This window comes from Klebsiella sp. GB_Kp047 (assembly GCF_040065235.1).
Classification (GTDB): domain Bacteria; phylum Pseudomonadota; class Gammaproteobacteria; order Enterobacterales; family Enterobacteriaceae; genus Klebsiella; species Klebsiella quasipneumoniae.
In genome coordinates this window covers 42,097-59,059 of the sequence record NZ_JBEAJG010000028.1, presented here as the reverse complement: position 1 = coordinate 59,059, position 16,963 = coordinate 42,097, and the positions used below count along the sequence as shown (strand labels likewise).

At 56.5% G+C, this 16,963-nt stretch carries 12 protein-coding genes; 4 read left to right on the top strand and 8 right to left on the bottom strand.

Going from position 1 to position 16,963, the window contains the following annotated elements; translation table 11 throughout:
• Positions 1-22: 22 nt before the first annotated feature.
• On the bottom strand, positions 23-1,087 hold the full coding sequence (uxuA, locus tag ABLV76_RS08660) for a mannonate dehydratase (RefSeq protein ID WP_004206213.1): 1,065 nt from the start codon (positions 1,085-1,087) through the stop codon (positions 23-25).
• 297 nt (positions 1,088-1,384) lie between these two features.
• Between uxuA and ABLV76_RS08655 the strand changes: the two genes are divergently transcribed.
• Positions 1,385-2,401, top strand: a complete 1,017-nt coding sequence (locus ABLV76_RS08655) for a Zn-dependent oxidoreductase (protein ID WP_004206214.1) — start codon at positions 1,385-1,387, stop codon at positions 2,399-2,401.
• A gap of 76 nt (positions 2,402-2,477) precedes the next feature.
• Positions 2,478-3,761 carry an MFS transporter gene (locus ABLV76_RS08650; RefSeq protein WP_004206215.1) on the top strand — a complete coding sequence of 428 codons (1,284 nt, stop codon included), beginning with the start codon at positions 2,478-2,480 and terminating at the stop codon, positions 3,759-3,761.
• A gap of 52 nt (positions 3,762-3,813) precedes the next feature.
• Here ABLV76_RS08650 and ABLV76_RS08645 read toward each other — a convergent pair whose 3' ends face one another.
• Positions 3,814-4,749: a TIGR01212 family radical SAM protein gene (locus tag ABLV76_RS08645; RefSeq protein ID WP_004206216.1), complete on the bottom strand. Its 936-nt coding sequence runs from the start codon at positions 4,747-4,749 to the stop codon at positions 3,814-3,816.
• 673 nt (positions 4,750-5,422) lie between these two features.
• Here ABLV76_RS08645 and gltB point away from each other — a divergent pair.
• Both gltB and gltD read left to right on the top strand, forming a co-directional pair.
• The gene (gene gltB, locus ABLV76_RS08640) at positions 5,423-9,883 is read left to right on the top strand and encodes a glutamate synthase large subunit (protein ID WP_049003357.1); all 4,461 of its coding nucleotides are present in this window, start codon (positions 5,423-5,425) and stop codon (positions 9,881-9,883) included.
• 9 nt (positions 9,884-9,892) lie between these two features.
• Positions 9,893-11,311, top strand: a complete 1,419-nt coding sequence (gene gltD / locus ABLV76_RS08635; RefSeq protein ID WP_004206218.1) for a glutamate synthase subunit GltD — start codon at positions 9,893-9,895, stop codon at positions 11,309-11,311.
• A 71-nt stretch (positions 11,312-11,382) separates the two neighbouring features.
• Here the strand turns inward: gltD and nanQ are convergent, their stop codons facing one another.
• From nanQ to nanR, 6 genes are all read right to left on the bottom strand, one after another.
• Positions 11,383-11,850, bottom strand: coding sequence for an N-acetylneuraminate anomerase (nanQ, locus tag ABLV76_RS08630; protein ID WP_182971638.1), 468 nt, complete (start codon positions 11,848-11,850; stop codon positions 11,383-11,385).
• Positions 11,837-12,721, bottom strand: a complete 885-nt coding sequence (locus ABLV76_RS08625; RefSeq protein WP_004206220.1) for an N-acetylmannosamine kinase — start codon at positions 12,719-12,721, stop codon at positions 11,837-11,839. Before ABLV76_RS08625 ends, nanQ begins: the two co-directional genes overlap by 14 nt.
• On the bottom strand, positions 12,718-13,407 hold the full coding sequence (locus ABLV76_RS08620) for an N-acetylmannosamine-6-phosphate 2-epimerase (RefSeq protein WP_004206221.1): 690 nt from the start codon (positions 13,405-13,407) through the stop codon (positions 12,718-12,720). Before ABLV76_RS08620 ends, ABLV76_RS08625 begins: the two co-directional genes overlap by 4 nt.
• 49 nt (positions 13,408-13,456) lie before the next feature.
• Entirely contained in the window at positions 13,457-14,944 is a 1,488-nt protein-coding gene (locus ABLV76_RS08615; RefSeq protein ID WP_004206222.1) for an MFS transporter, read from the bottom strand.
• Between the two features lie 104 nt (positions 14,945-15,048).
• Positions 15,049-15,942 (bottom strand): N-acetylneuraminate lyase, encoded by an 894-nt coding sequence (nanA, locus tag ABLV76_RS08610; protein WP_004206223.1) that lies wholly within the window; start codon positions 15,940-15,942, stop codon positions 15,049-15,051.
• Between the two features lie 148 nt (positions 15,943-16,090).
• Entirely contained in the window at positions 16,091-16,870 is a 780-nt protein-coding gene (gene nanR, locus ABLV76_RS08605) for a transcriptional regulator NanR (protein WP_004206225.1), read from the bottom strand.
• Between the last annotated feature and the right edge of the window lie 93 nt (positions 16,871-16,963).

Sequence of the window (16,963 nt, the reverse complement as noted above, 5' to 3'; positions counted from 1 at the left end):
AAGAGGCATGGTCAGGAGGAGGCTAGCGCTTGCTTAGCGCCTCCCAGAGACCTTTGAGGTAGGTCACCCCGAGTGCGCGATCGTATAAACCATAGCCCGGGCGTCCGGTCTCTCCCCAGATAAAGCGGCCATGATCCGGGCGTATATAGCCGTCGAAGCCGTTGTCGTGCAACGCTTGCATCACCTTGTACATATCCAGGGAGCCGTATTCTGACGGATGGGCGCACTCGTAAAAGTCTTTATCCTGCATCAGTTTAATATTGCGGACGTGGGCAAAATGGATCCGCTTGCGGCGGGTAAACTCAGCCAGAATAGCGTATACGTCGTTATCCGGATCTTCGGCAATCGAGCCGGTGCAGAGGGTAATGCCGTTGGCGGGTGAATCGACAGCCCGGCAGATCCAGTCCAGATCGTCGCGGTTTTTGACCACCCGCGGCAGGCCAAATATCGAGTACGGCGGATCGTCAGGATGGATCGCCATTTTCACGCCCACCTCTTCGCAAACCGGGATCACCGCCTGCAGAAAATAGACCAGGTTCTCCCGCAGCTTGTGGTCATCCACCGCGCTATATTTGGCAAACAGGGTCTGCACTTCCGCCAGCCGTTCCGGCTCCCAGCCCGGCAACGCGAAGCCGTTTGAATTCTCCAGGACCTCCTTCACCACGTCTTCCAGCCGCTTATCGATATCTTTCTTCTCAAAAGCCATCGTTAACGAGCCATCCGGCAGGACGTAGTTCATATCCGTCTTCATCCAGTCAAACACCGGCATGAAGTTATAGCAGATGACTTTGACGCCGAAGCGGGCAAGGTGGCGAATGGTCTGCTGATAGTTGGCAATATAGCGGTCACGGGAAGGGAGGCCGATTTTGATGTCGTCATGGATGTTGACGCTCTCTATCACCTCCATTTTCAGGCCAGCGGTATGGGCCTGGCTGACCAGACGCTCAATTTTATCCTCCGGCCATACCTCGCCGACCGCGACGTCATAGAGCGCGCCGACCACTCCCTCCACGCCGGGCACCTGGCGTATATGCTCTAATGAAACCTTATCTTCCTCTGGTCCAAACCAGCGCATTGTCATCTGCATCGTCATCACCTGCTCAACATAGTTTAATTTCACCCTACTACCATACCAGTAATCATAATTGATTGAGCCTTAACTGTCGTGATGACGATCACATTCCTGCTGACCGGCTCGTCGGTAAGGTCGCTTTCGCGGCATTCATAATTTTTCTCAATTTATTTCAATAGATTAATCATTCCCGGGCTTTTTCTGACGACCTTCGCCAAATGTGATCCAGAGCTAGTTATGATCAATTGCATACTTGTATGGTAATAAAAATAACGCTATTTGTTCAGAAAACAGACAAGGGAAGAAACAGAAATGAGAAGCGTCGTTGTCAAAGAGCCAGGCCAACTGAACATCGAATCCCGTCCGGTTCCCGCTCCGGGCGCCCACGAAGTCCGGGTGAAAATCGCCTTTGCCGGGATCTGCGGGTCCGATGTGCATATCTATCAAGGCCATAACCCCTTCGCGAAATATCCCCGCGTTATCGGCCATGAATTCTTCGGCATCATTGATGCCGTCGGCGAGCAGGTCTCTTCGGCACGCATCGGCGAGCGCGTCGCGGTCGACCCTGTCGTCAGCTGCGGCCATTGTTATCCCTGCTCGGTGGGGCGGCCGAATGTCTGTGCGCAGCTCCAGGTCATCGGTGTTCACCGCGACGGCGGATTCAGCGACTACGCCTGCGTGCCGGCGAAAAACGCCTGGCGCATTCCGGAGGCCATCAGCGATCGTCAGGCGACGATGGTTGAGCCTTTTACCATTGCGGCAAACATTACCGCCCAGCTGCAGCCCACGGCGCAGGATATCGCCCTGATCTACGGCGCAGGTCCGATGGGTCTGACGGCGATCCAGGCGCTGAAAGGGGTGTATGGCGTTAAGCAGGTGATCGTAGTGGACCGCATTGCCGAACGTCTGCAGATGGCGCGGGACAACGGCGCCGATTTGACGCTGGATAACACTCACCAGCCGCTGGCGGAACAGCTGGCGCAGCGGCAGATAGCCCCCACGCTGATCATCGATGCCGCCTGCCATCCGGCGATCCTTCAGGAGGCCATTCTCCTCGCCTCTCCCGCCGCACGCATCGGCATACTCGGCTTCTCCGGCGAGCCGTCCACCCTGACCCAGCAAAGCATCACCAGTAAAGAGATCTCCATTTTCTCCTCCCGGCTAAACAGCGGGCGTTTTCCGCTGGTTATCGACTGGATGGAGAAAGGCCTTATCCAGCCTGAGGCGTTAATCACCCACTGCATGCCGCTGGAGCAGGTAAAAGAGGCGATGGAGATTTTCGCCAACGATCGGAAAACTTGCTGCAAGGTATTGCTGCAGCTGGGTTAAATGCTAAATAACGGGCGACGTGAATATTGATATCCGTCGCGCCAGAGCTCAATAATATAATCATCATGGTGTCATCATGGGAAAAAATATCCGCTGGATTATCGTCCTGTTATTATTTTTAGTATATATGATTAATTATCTGGACCGGGTGGCGTTATCCATTACGGTACCAATGATTGAAAAGGATCTGGCGCTAAACGCTGAACAATTTGGTATTATTTTCGGCAGTTTTTTCTTCGGCTATGCGGTATTTAATTTTATTGGCGGTCTGGCCGTAGATAAGTTTGGCGCAACGCTGGTCCTGGGGCTGGCGGTGGGGATGTGGTCGCTGTTTTGCGGCTTAACTGCCTTTGCCACCGGCTTTTATTCCATGCTGATGCTGCGAGTCCTCTTCGGGATGGCTGAGGGCCCGATTTGCGCGTCGGCGAACAAGATGATCAACGGCTGGTTTCCCAAGAAGCAAGCGGCCACCGCCGTGGGGCTGCTCAGCGCCGGCTCTCCGCTGGGCGGCGCGGTTGCCGGCCCCATCGTCGGTTATCTGGCCCTGGCATTCGGCTGGCGCCCGGCGTTTATGATTATTTTCGCCATCGGCATTGTGTGGATGATAGTGTGGTTTTTTATTGCCGCTAACTCGCCGGAAAAACATAAACATGTCAGCCGGGAAGAGCTCATGCTCATTAATAATATGAAGCAAGAGGAGTCTGCGCTGGAATCAACTGAAAATCAAACCGCCCACTCGCTGGGTTATTATCTCAAACAACCTATTATACTGGTGACGGCCTTTGCCTTCTTTTGCTACAACTATATTCTGTTTTTCTTTCTCAGCTGGTTTCCGTCCTATCTGGTTCAGCAGCACCATCTCGATATTAAACAGATGAGCCTCACCACCATGATCCCATGGATAGTCGGCTTTGTCGGTCTGGCGCTGGGGGGCTATATTTCCGATAAAATTTTTAAACTCACCGGACGCCTGCTGCTGTCACGCAAAATTGTGCTGGTGGTATGTCTGCTGATGGCCGCCATCTGTGTGGGGCTTGCCGGTACCGTCAGCAGCGTCGTTCCTGCCGTTCTGCTGATGTCGGTCTCCATCTTTTTCCTCTATGTCACCGGAGCGATCTACTGGGCGATTATCCAGGACGTGGTGCATAAATCCCGCGTTGGCGGCACCAGCGGCTTTATCCACCTTATCGGCAGCGTCTCCGGCATCGTGGGACCGATTGTCACCGGCTATATCGTACAGTCTACCGGTAAATTCGACAGCGCCTTTGTCCTCGCCGGCACTATCGCCGCGCTCGGCGCCCTGCTGGTGCTGTTCGTGATCAAAACGCCGCGTGTGACGATGAAAGCCAGTCAGGCTTAGTTGACAGGAAAGCCATGCCCGGCGCAGCCATCACGCCGGGCATCCTCTTAGACTATTTCGCCGACTGGGGCGCGACCCAGCTGCGGCCCAGCGCCGAACCCTGAGCGCCCTGCTCATTCAGATAGCGATCCAGTTCAACCATTCCGGTCCAGCGATTTTCGCACCACAGCGGCGCGAGCAGCGTCGGCCGACGGGCGCTGGCCGATATGCGATGGTAGATCACCTCCGGCGGGGTATGGCGGATCATCTCCCCGGCGGTGACGGTATACGCCTCCAGTTCGATGCCATCGAGACGACCGGCCTGCCATGCTTTTGCCATAATGCTGCCTTTCACAATATGCAGCGGATGCAGCTTTATGCCATCCACGCCGGTGGTCACGACCCGCTCCACCGTCTCGAGGCCATGCTCCTGGCTCTCCCCGGGCAGGCCGACGATCAGATGCGCGCATACCTTCAGTCCGCGCTCACGCGCCAGACGCGCGGTGCGCTGGTAACAGGCGAAATCATGCCCGCGGTTAATGCGATGCAGGGTCTTATCATGGGCGGTCTGCAGCCCCAGCTCCAGCCAAACCTCATACCCCTGCTGGTGGTATTCACTGAGCAGGTCGAGAACCGCCTCCGGCACGCAGTCCGGGCGGGTGCCAACGCAGAGGCCAACGATATTCGCCTCGCTGACGGCCTGACGATACATCGAGCGGAGCACCTGCACTTCAGCAAAGGTGCTGGTATAGGCCTGAAAGTAGGCCAGATAACGCTTTGCCCGGTTAACAAGCTGCGCCTGATGGGCGAGCTGTTCGGCGATGGATCGATGCTGCTGCGCTTCATCCGCAAACGAGGCCACGTTACAGAATGTGCAACCGCCACGGCCCAGCGTGCCGTCGCGGTTCGGGCAGCTAAAACCGCCGTGCAGCGTTAGCTTATGGACCTTTTCGCCATAGCGGCGCAGAAGATCCCCACCAAACATATTGACTAATTTCTGTAACTGCATAATCTGATAGACCGGCCTCAACAAAGGGGGCCAAGCCTGCCACTTTTCGTCACCGACGGCGATGACCTGGATCAATCGTCAGCGCGGCGAATCATCTCATTGCATAAACAATCATGATTACTGCAATTTCATTCACACGCAGGGTAATGAGTTTTCCTTATATTTCATCATCGCGCGGCCCTAATCTGCTTTATGGTAAAAAACAGTATTAATGTCCATCACACACATTTACAGCAGTCAAATATGCTAATAATGAAATGTATTTCAGCGTAGATCGGTAATGCAAAGCCGCGCGCACAGTGAGACAGATCACACTAGCCTTACCCTCTGCAGGCGTATCCAAAGCATAAAAAATGGCATTATTTATTTTAAAAACAACAAGTTAATACCTGCATAGCACATTTTTGTATTAATAAGATTGCCATTTGACGTAAGTGTGGATTCCCGATAAGTTGGGAATCCGCTGGAAGCTTTCTGGATGAGCACTCTGCTCATCATATTTATGCAGTAATTGAGATTCCCTCTTAACAGCAAGTCCTCAAACTTGTGTACCGATGCGAAAAGGATTTAAAGAGGGCGAATGCGAGGTGCAAACCCCGTCGCCATGCTCTTTCTGTGCCTGTGCGCAATCGGTATCGGAGGGGGTCCGTAGAGCCTGGGGAGGTTCACTGATATGTTGTACGACAAATCCCTTGAGAGGGATAACTGTGGTTTCGGCCTGATCGCCCACATAGAAGGCGAACCTAGCCACAAGGTAGTGCGAACCGCGATACACGCACTGGCCCGCATGCAGCACCGTGGCGCAATCCTTGCCGATGGTAAAACCGGCGACGGTTGCGGTCTGCTGCTGCAAAAACCCGATCGTTTCTTCCGCATCGTTGCCGAAGAGCGCGGCTGGCGTTTAGCCAAAAACTACGCCGTTGGGATGCTGTTCCTGAATAAAGATCCTGAACTGGCGAAAGCGGCGCGCCGCATCGTTGAAGAAGAACTTCAGCTTGAGACCCTGTCGATCGTCGGCTGGCGCGATGTGCCGACCAACGAAGGCGTGCTCGGTGAAATCGCCCTCTCCTCGCTGCCCCGTATTGAGCAAATCTTTGTTAACGCCCCGGCCGGCTGGCGCCCGCGCGATATGGAGCGCCGTCTGTTTATTGCGCGTCGTCGCATTGAAAAACGCCTGCAGGAAGACAAAGATTTCTACGTTTGTAGCTTGTCCAACCTGGTCAACATCTATAAAGGTCTGTGTATGCCGGCGGATTTGCCGCGCTTCTACCTGGACCTCGCGGACCTGCGCCTGGAGTCGGCTATCTGCCTGTTCCACCAGCGCTTCTCCACCAACACCGTACCACGCTGGCCGCTGGCACAGCCGTTCCGCTACCTGGCGCACAACGGTGAAATCAACACCATCACCGGCAACCGCCAGTGGGCTCGCGCCCGTACCTATAAGTTCCAGACCCCGCTGATCCCGGACCTGCACGACGCTGCGCCGTTCGTTAACGAAACCGGCTCCGACTCCAGTTCAATGGACAACATGCTGGAGCTGCTGCTGGCCGGCGGGATGGACATCGTGCGCGCCATGCGTCTGCTGGTGCCGCCAGCCTGGCAGAACAACCCGGATATGGATCCGGAGCTGCGTTCGTTCTTCGACTTTAACTCCATGCATATGGAGCCATGGGACGGCCCGGCGGGCATCGTCATGTCCGACGGTCGCTACGCGGCCTGTAACCTCGACCGTAATGGCCTGCGCCCGGCGCGCTACGTCATTACCAAAGATAAGCTCATCACCTGCGCCTCTGAAGTCGGCATCTGGGACTACCAGCCGGACGAAGTGGTTGAAAAAGGCCGCGTGGGCCCGGGCGAGCTGATGGTTATCGATACCCGTGCCGGACGCATTCTGCACTCGGCGGAAACCGATGACGATCTGAAGAGCCGCCATCCGTATAAAGAGTGGATGGAGAAAAACGTTCGTCGCCTGGTGCCGTTTGAAGATCTGCCGGACGAAGAGGTTGGCAGCCGCCAGCTGGACGACGATCTGCTGGCCAGCTACCAGAAACAGTTTAACTACAGCGCGGAAGAGCTGGACTCGGTGCTGCGCGTGCTCGGCGAAAATGGCCAGGAGGCGGTCGGCTCTATGGGCGATGACACGCCGTTTGCCGTCCTTTCCAGCCAGCCGCGCATTATCTACGATTACTTCCGTCAGCAGTTCGCTCAGGTGACGAACCCGCCTATCGATCCGCTGCGTGAAGCGCACGTCATGTCGCTGGCCACCAGCATCGGTCGCGAAATGAACGTCTTCTGCGAAGCGGAAGGCCAGGCGCATCGTCTGAGCTTCAAATCTCCGATCCTGCTGTACTCCGATTTCAAACAGCTGACGACGATGGAAGAAGAGCACTATCGTGCCGACGTCCTCGACATCACCTTCAACCCGGCAGAGGCTTCCCTCAGCGAGACGGTGAAGGCCCTGTGCGACAAAGCGGAGCAGATGGTACGCGATGGTACCGTGCTGCTGGTCCTCTCCGACCGTAACATCGCCAAAGACCGCCTGCCGGTGCCGGCGCCGATGGCCGTTGGCGCGATCCAGACCCGTCTGGTCGATAAAAGTCTGCGCTGCGATGCCAACATCATCGTTGAAACCGCCAGCGCCCGCGATCCGCACCACTTCGCCGTGCTGCTGGGCTTCGGCGCGACAGCTATCTATCCGTACCTCGCCTATGAAACGCTGGCGAAGCTGGTCGACAGCAAAGCCATCGATAAACCGTACCGTGCGGTGATGCTGAACTATCGCAACGGTATCAACAAAGGTCTGTATAAGATCATGTCCAAGATGGGGATCTCGACCATCGCCTCCTACCGCTGCTCGAAGCTGTTCGAAGCGGTCGGTCTGCATCGCGATGTCTCCGACCTCTGCTTCCAGGGCGTGGTCAGCCGCATCGGCGGCGCCGGCTTCGACGATTTCCAGCAGGATCTGCTGAATCTGTCGAAACGCGCATGGCTGGCGCGCAAGCCGCTGGCTCAGGGCGGTCTGCTGAAGTACGTTCACGGCGGCGAATATCACGCCTACAACCCGGACGTGGTGCGCACCCTGCAGCAGGCTGTGCAGAGCGGTGAGTACAGCGATTATCAACAATACGCGAAGCTGGTTAACGAACGCCCGGCGGCCACGCTGCGCGATCTGCTGGCGCTCAACCCGGGCGAAGATGCCATCAGCATCGACGACGTGGAGCCGGCGAAGGAGCTGTTTAAACGCTTCGATACCGCAGCGATGTCGATCGGCGCCCTGAGTCCGGAAGCGCACGAATCGCTGGCGGAAGCGATGAACAGCATCGGCGGCTTCTCCAACTCCGGTGAAGGCGGTGAAGACCCGGCGCGCTACGGCACCAACAAAGTGTCGCGCATCAAGCAGGTGGCATCCGGCCGCTTCGGCGTCACCCCAGCCTATCTGGTCAATGCCGACGTTATCCAGATCAAAGTCGCCCAGGGCGCGAAGCCGGGTGAAGGCGGTCAGCTGCCGGGTGATAAAGTCACCCCGTACATCGCTAAACTACGCTATTCGGTACCGGGCGTGACGCTGATCTCCCCGCCGCCGCACCACGATATCTACTCTATCGAGGATCTGGCGCAGCTGATTTTCGACCTCAAGCAGGTTAACCCGAAAGCGATGATCTCGGTCAAGCTGGTTTCGGAACCGGGCGTGGGCACCATCGCCACCGGCGTAGCCAAGGCTTATGCCGATCTGATCACCATCGCCGGCTACGACGGCGGCACCGGGGCAAGCCCGCTCACTTCAGTGAAATATGCCGGCTGTCCGTGGGAGCTTGGTCTGGTGGAAACCCAGCAGGCGCTGGTCGCTAACGGTCTGCGTCACAAGATCCGTCTGCAGGTGGATGGCGGCCTGAAAACCGGCCTCGATATCATCAAAGCGGCGATCCTTGGCGCGGAAAGCTTCGGCTTCGGCACCGGCCCGATGGTGGCGCTGGGCTGTAAATACCTGCGTATTTGTCACCTGAACAACTGCGCGACCGGCGTGGCGACCCAGGATGACAAACTGCGTAAGAACCACTATCACGGTCTGCCGTTCAAAGTGACCAACTACTTTGAATTTATCGCCCGTGAAACCCGCGAGCTGATGGCCCAGCTGGGCGTCAAGCGACTGGTGGATCTGATTGGCCGCACCGATCTGCTCAAAGAGCTGGATGGGTTCACCGCCAAGCAGCAGAAACTGGATCTGGGTAAACTGCTGCAGACCGCAGAGCCGCATCCTGGCAAAGCGCTGTACTGCACCGAAAATAACCCGCCGTTCGATAACGGCGTGCTCAACGCCCAGCTGCTGCAGCAGGCGAAACCGTACGTGGATGAAAAGCAGAGCAAAACGTTCTGGTTCGATATCCGCAATACCGACCGCTCCGTGGGGGCCTCGCTGTCCGGGTATATCGCCCAGACCCATGGCGACCAGGGACTGGCGGGCGACCCGATCGTCGCTCACTTTAGCGGCACCGCGGGCCAGAGCTTCGGCGTGTGGAACGCCGGCGGCGTGGAACTGCATCTGACGGGCGACGCCAACGACTATGTCGGCAAAGGCATGGCGGGCGGTCTGCTGGCCATTCGTCCTCCGGTGGGCTCCGCTTTCCGCAGTCACGAAGCCAGCATTATCGGCAACACCTGCCTGTACGGCGCGACCGGTGGTCGTCTGTACGCCGCAGGCCGCGCAGGTGAGCGTTTCGCGGTGCGTAACTCCGGCGCCATTACCGTGGTGGAAGGCATCGGCGACAACGGCTGTGAATATATGACCGGCGGCATCGTCTGCGTGCTCGGTAAAACCGGCGTCAACTTTGGCGCAGGGATGACCGGCGGCTTTGCCTATGTCCTGGATGAAGATGGCGACTTCCGCAAGCGCGTGAATCCGGAGCTGGTGGAAGTGCTGGACGTTGACTCTCTGGCCATCCATGAAGAGCACCTGCGCGGTTTAATCACCGAGCACGTACAGCTTACCGGTTCGCAACGCGGCGAAGAGATCCTCGCCAACTGGCCGGCCTTCTCCGCGAAGTTTGCGCTGGTTAAACCGAAGTCCAGCGATGTTAAAGCACTGTTGGGTCACCGTAGTCGTTCCGCAGCTGAGCTGCGGGTGCAGGCGCAGTAAGGGGTTAAGATGAGTCAGAACGTTTATCAATTTATCGACCTGCAGCGCGTTGATCCGCCAAAGAAACCGCTGAAGATCCGTAAAATTGAATTTGTGGAAATTTACGAGCCGTTTTCAGAAGGCCAGGCCAAGGCGCAGGCAGATCGCTGCCTGTCCTGCGGCAACCCGTACTGCGAATGGAAGTGCCCGGTGCATAACTACATCCCGAACTGGCTGAAGCTGGCCAACGAGGGACGTATTTTTGAGGCGGCTGAGCTGTCGCACCAGACCAACACCCTGCCGGAAGTCTGCGGGCGCGTTTGCCCGCAGGACCGCCTGTGTGAAGGCTCCTGTACGCTGAACGATGAGTTCGGCGCGGTGACCATCGGCAACATCGAACGCTATATCAACGATAAAGCATTCGAGATGGGCTGGCGTCCGGATCTCTCCGGCGTGAAACCGACCGGTAAAACCGTCGCTATCATCGGCGCTGGCCCGGCGGGCCTCGCCTGTGCCGACGTCCTGACCCGTAACGGCGTCAAGGCGGTGGTGTTTGACCGCCATCCGGAAATCGGCGGCCTGCTGACCTTCGGTATCCCGGCGTTCAAGCTGGAAAAAGAGGTGATGACCCGCCGCCGGGAGATCTTCACCGGCATGGGCATTGAGTTCAAACTCAATACCGAAGTGGGCCGTGACGTGCAGCTTGACGACCTGCTGAAAGAGTACGATGCGGTGTTCCTCGGCGTTGGCACCTATCAGTCAATGCGCGGCGGGCTGGACAACGAAGACGCCCAGGGCGTCTACGACGCGCTGCCGTTCCTGATCGCCAATACCAAGCAGATCATGGGCTTTGGCGAAACCGCCGATGAGCCCTACGTCAGCATGGAAGGCAAACGCGTGGTGGTTCTCGGCGGTGGCGACACCGCGATGGACTGCGTACGCACCTCCGTCCGTCAGAATGCGGCTCACGTGATCTGCGCCTATCGTCGTGACGAAGAGAACATGCCGGGTTCAAAACGCGAAGTGAAAAACGCGCGTGAAGAAGGCGTGGAGTTCCAGTTCAACGTCCAGCCGCTGGGTGTGGAAGTGAATGCCAACGGCAAAGTGTGCGGCGTGAAGATGGCGCGCACCGAGATGGGCCAGCCGGATGCAAAAGGCCGCCGTCGCGCGGAGATCGTTCCCGGCTCTGAGCACGTGGTGCCGGCAGACGCCGTCGTCATGGCGTTTGGCTTCCGTCCCCACAGCATGGAGTGGCTGGCGAAGCACAGCGTCGAGCTGGACTCCCAGGGCCGCATCATTGCCCCGGAAGGCAGCGAGAACGCCTTCCAGACCAGCAACCCGAAAATCTTCGCCGGTGGCGATATCGTGCGCGGTTCCGACCTGGTGGTCACCGCGATTGCCGAAGGACGTAAAGCGGCGGACGGGATCCTGAATTACCTGGAAGTGTAATGCGAATACCCGGATAGCGGTTTTATCCGGGTATGGGACTCAGGCCCGATGGTTAATCCCATCGGGCTTATTTATGCGCTTAACAAATTTGCGCTGACTTTAATCACCACTTTTTTTATCTCTGCGGGCTCGGTTATTACGCATCCTGGCTTATGCGGTTCACCCGGCATAAAGATCGCGAACATACCTGGCGTCAGAATGACCGACTGTTCGCCATCAATCGCGTTGCACAGCTGATAATCCTCCTCAACGTGCATCTCCTCGCACTGCATTGCGGAGCCGGCTACGCCGAAAAAAATCTGCTCTTCGCCCGCCAGTAATATCTGGATATCGATAAACTTCGTATGTAGTTCAGCCTTTTTATCTGCCGGTAACTCCGTCATAAACTGCATCACATTCATAAAGACATTATCCCCTTGAAGTTCAACGCTTCCGGGAGAAAGACTCGATAAATCATGATCCAGGGCGAGGGATATCGCCTGTTGTAGCCCCGACGACACGCCAGCCAACAATGGATTGTTTACATCACCGATTATCATGGCTTCTCTCCTTGCCCCATAGCGCCGCTCCCAGCAGGCCAGCATCATGGCGATAGTGTGCTGCGCATAATGGAACCTGGTAAATAGCCGGTTCTTGCGCCAGATAGTCCCTCACCAACGGTAAGTACCCATCCGCCAGGCCAATACTGCCGCCAACGACCACGCACTGGCAATCGGTCAACGCTTTAAGATCGGCAATCATCCGCGCCAAAGTTTGTGCCGAGTGCTGAATGAGTAAACGCGCCTGCGGGTGGCCTTGCGCCGCAAAAGTAAAAATAGATTTCGCATCCAGTCCGCAGAGATCGTCAGTTGCCGCCGCGGCGATTCCCCGTCCGGAAGCAATAGCCTCTACGCAGCCGACGCGACCGCAGCCGCAAAGCGGTCCGTCAGGATCGGCTAACGAGTGCCCCAGGTGTCCGGCCAGGCCTCCGGCCCCGGTAAGTAAAGTACCGTTGCTCACCACGCCGCCGCCAACCCCGGTAGAAACGGTAATAAACGCCATATCGCTGACCTTATCAGCCATCGCCTGGTATTCCGCCCAGGCTGCCGCCTGAGCATCATTTATCGCCAGCGTTGGCAGACCGGTTATTTCGCGTAACGTTTTTACCAGCGGGAAGTGCATGAGTCCGCCAAGATTCTGTGGATTAATTGCAATCAGGTTTCCTTCACGAATAATCCCGGTCGAGGCTATCGCGACGCGCTTTGCCCGCATGCACAGAGGCCTGACAAGCGCCTCCAGCGCCGTGTTCAGAGCATCCGCTGTTTTGCTGGCAGGAGTGGGTAGCTCGCGACGATCGCAGAGCAGCAGGTCATCCGTTACCAGCGCCGCAGCAAGCTTCGTACCGCCAATATCTATCGCCAGCGTCGTCATGACTTCGTCTCTTTTAACGCCGTGTTATACCACTGGCAAATATGTTCCAGGCGGGTAATCGCAGAACCAACGGTCACCGCCCACGCACCGTGGCGTATGGCTTCCGCTGCCTGAGCCGGTGTGTTGTAGCGCCCTTCCGCATTCACCCTGCAGCCGGCCTCCGCCAGCGCTTTCACCAGCTCCAGATCTGGTTCATCCGGGGTATACGCCATGGTATAGCCCGACAGCGTAGTGCCGATGATTTCCGCGCCAAGAGCCTGACAGGCCAGGCCATCCTCAAGAGAGGAGCAGTCGGCCATCGCCACTAGCTTATGCTGGTGGATACGCGCCAGTAGCGTTGCCACTGGAACAGGGCGCGCTCGCTCTGTGCCATCAACGGCGATAATATCGGCGCCAGCCTGCATCAATGCATCGATATCTTCCAGATAGGGCGTGATCCTTACCGGCGAATCATCCAGATCGCGTTTAATAATGCCGATAATCGGCACCTTTACCTGCGCGCGTACCGCGCGCAGATTCTCTACGCCTTCAATGCGCAACGCGACCGCCCCGGCCTGCTCTGCCGCCAGCGCCATCGCGGCAACGATCTCCGGCTTATCCAATGGGCTGCCGGGTACCGGTTGACAGGAAACAATAAGACCGCCGTTAGCGCTAATGCGTAAATCCAATTCTTTAAGCAAAGACATACTCGCTCCCTGATAAATATGCACACCCGGCACCGCAGCCGGGCTGTTGTTATCTGGTCTTAACTAAACCGCTTTTGTTACCACCAAAAGGCACCGCTCCGATTAGAGGTTTACCATCGATCGCATCATGAGTTCGTATCGCTTCCGGCCGAATCCAGCGCTGTACGCGGGACGGCATATCCAGCCCAATCAGCAGGATTACAACGAAGGTCAGACCAAAAGAGAGCGATCCCAACGCGGTACCCAAATCCAAACGCTGGGCAATTAAGGCACCCAGCACCGGCGCAATCGCGCCTCCCAGCGCCCCCACGTTGTAGGTAAAACCAAGTCCAGCCGCCCGCTGATCGGTATCGAAATAGCCGCCAATCAGTTTTGGCAAGATCCCGGAGATCCCCTGCCCTAACATCTGCTGGAAAAACAGAAGCAGGCCAAGAACCCAGATGTTTGTGCCGCCAATTGCAAAGACCGGAATAATCAACAACTGTGAAGCCAGCAGGCTGTAAACATAGGCCTTGCGGGTGCCCAGCCAGTCCCCGAGAAATCCGCCCACACAGCAGCCAACCGCCGCGCCAAACCCGCTGAAAAACAAAATCTTTGCCACCGTCGTCGGGTCATAGGCCAGCTCGGTTTTCAGATAAGTCGGCAGCAGCGCCTGAATTGGCCATGAATAAAGGAAGGCGAAAAGTACCACCACCATCAGCATCACGCCCGTAGGCCAGCGTTTACCGCTGCTCTGCACCATAAAGCTGATAAATATCACCGCGCACATTACGCCCAGCAGCAGAACGATACCTGCATTTTGTAAGCCACCGGCAAAACAGAACCATAGGGCAGTCGCCGCCACGATGGTCATCAGGATGTTAATAACCCGATGCTTGCCGCGATAAAGCAGATCGACCATAGTCTGTACCGGTTCTTTGCCTTCATGATTCTCTTTCCAGTCTTCGGCTTCCGGAATATTTTTCCGCAGCCAGAGGGCAAATACGATGGGAACAATGCCGATGAAAAAAAGCGCGCGCCAGCCCCAGACGGGTACCACCAGGCTATAAACCTGTGCGGCGATAACTGCGCCAACGGAAAACCCGGAAATCAGAAAACCGCTGGCCTTATTGCGTAGATGCCTCGGCCAGCTTTCGATAACGTAAGTGGCGCTGGAGCCGTACTCTCCAGCCATTCCCATACCGATAACCAGACGCGCGATAAACATTGTTGTGTAACCCGGCGCAAAACCGCAGGCCAGCGTACCGAGAGAGAACAGAATAATGCTGGTCACCATCGCCAGGCGTCGACCATAGCGATCGCCCATCGCGCCAAGCATCAGACCGCCAAACCAGCGAGAAATGAAAGCCGCTGAGATGAGACTTGCAGCCTGCACGGTCGTCAGGCCAAAATCCCCCTGCACTTCGGTGAGCACCAGGGCGATTAATACAAAATCAAAACCATCAAGCAGATACCCGAGCCAGGCGGCGGAAAAAGCCCGCCACTGGGGACGGCTAAGATGGCGGTACCACGGGATGTTCTGGGGCAGTGTACTCATTTTACTCTCCCGACGATGTTTGTTGTCGCGCCAGGGGGCTTCGCTTGCCTGGCCAGGAAAGAGCAACCGCAGGCCGGAAAGCACTGTCGCCACCCGGCTACCGATCAGCCGTGTTCCTGCATTAGCTGCTGCGCCAGCGCTTTCAGCTCCGGCAAGAATTTTTCGTCTACCGGTGCAAACGGCTTACGGCATAGCGGCACAGAGACCACATCCATATAGTGCAATACGGTTTTCAAACCACGGAATACGCCGGTTTTAATCAACAGGTCGATTACCTTGTTGCACTCACATTGCAGCTGCTGTGCTTTGGCAACATCACCCACTTTCAGCGCCGCGACCATTCCCTGGTAACGCCAGCCCATGATGTTGTAAGTACTCCCAATACCGCCATCAGCTCCTGCCAACAGACCTGAGGCAAATATCTCATCGTAACCGTTGTACAACACCAGATCCGGATGAGCCCGTCGGATCTGTTCCATCTGGAATAGATCGCCTGAAGTCTGCTTTAGCGCACCGACGCCAGGCAGCGTCACCAGGGTATTGATTTGATCGAGGGTCAGCTTCACGCCGCTTAGCGCCGGGATGTTGTACACCACCATCGGCAAGCCATCAGCCGACTCAATAATGGCCTGATAATGCGCGCAGTGTTCTTCGAAACTAAACGGATAATAGAACGGCGTGACGGCGGAGACAGCATCGTAGCCATAACCTACCGCAGCCCTTGCCAGTTGCTGGCTTTCGAGGGTACTCACGCAGCCGACATGGGCGATAAGAGTCATTTTGCCTTTCGCCTCTTCCGCTACGATCTCCAGCACTTCCTGACGCTCTGTGCCGCTCTGGACAAAGGCTTCACCGGTAGATCCTCCAACATAGAGTCCATCAACACCCTGGCGCAGATTAAATCGCACCAGTCTACGCAGGCTCTCTTTATCCAGTTTTTGCTGCCCATCGAACGGCGTAAGCAACGCCGCCATAACCCCACGTAAATTGACCGCCATATCTACCTCTTTGTGAATTCTTAATGATTAACTATGTACCTTTATACCTGTTATACCAGATCAAATAAGCAGCAGAGTAATAGAGAACGCTTATAATGCGATCTACTTCACTAAACGATCCTCAGGATCGTGAGGATAAACTACGAGATCAGGCTTTCTGACCTAAGGCGTGCCAGGTGGCGGATACGCTATTGAGGTGGGTCTGGAGGGCGCGATCGGCTTCGTCAGGATCGCGACGACGAATAGCATCAACAATAGCGATATGCTGTTGATAGCTGACGCTGTTATGTTCGTGCAGTTCGCGCTCGGGCACCGTTGGCCGGGCGGCGATTAGCCAGTCCAGCAGGGCCACATGGATAGCCATAAAGATTGGATTACCGGGGATCTCCGCAAGCACGCGGTGAAATTCAACGTCAGAGCGGATAAACAGCGCATTGTCATCCAGCGATTGACTGTTGATCTTTAGCGCTTGCGTCAGCTTTTCCAACTGCTCATTGCTGGCGTGTTCTGCGGCATAGCGAACCAGACTGGACTCAAAAAACAGACGCAGCTGTTCAAAATGCGCGATACCGCCAGGGTGAGACAAAAAGTCTTTCGCCATGCCGGAAAGCTCGCCAATGATGGTGTCCGCTGAAGGCCGGGAAACGCGAGCGCGTTCGCCGTTGCTGATCTGCACCAGTCCCTTACGCTTCAGCGCCGCCAGCGCTTCACGAACCGAAGGACGTCCAACGTTAAAAAAGGTCATCAGCTCACGTTCGGACGGCAGCTGTTCACCCTCCGCAAACTCCCGGCGCCGGATCATCTGCTCCAGCTCTTCTTCCACCATTTCAGACAGTTTTTTGCGCGCCAGAGGACGGCGGCCAAGGCTGTTGCCAATGGAGGACGGGGTATCTTCGGCTTGTGGATCAAATGCGCTCATAGGGACCATTGCGTGATTTGTGACAGCATGTGACGGCTGTTCCATCTTAACACAAGAATTTTGCAGAGAGCATAAAACAGGCCCCGAAGGGCCTGGTAAGGA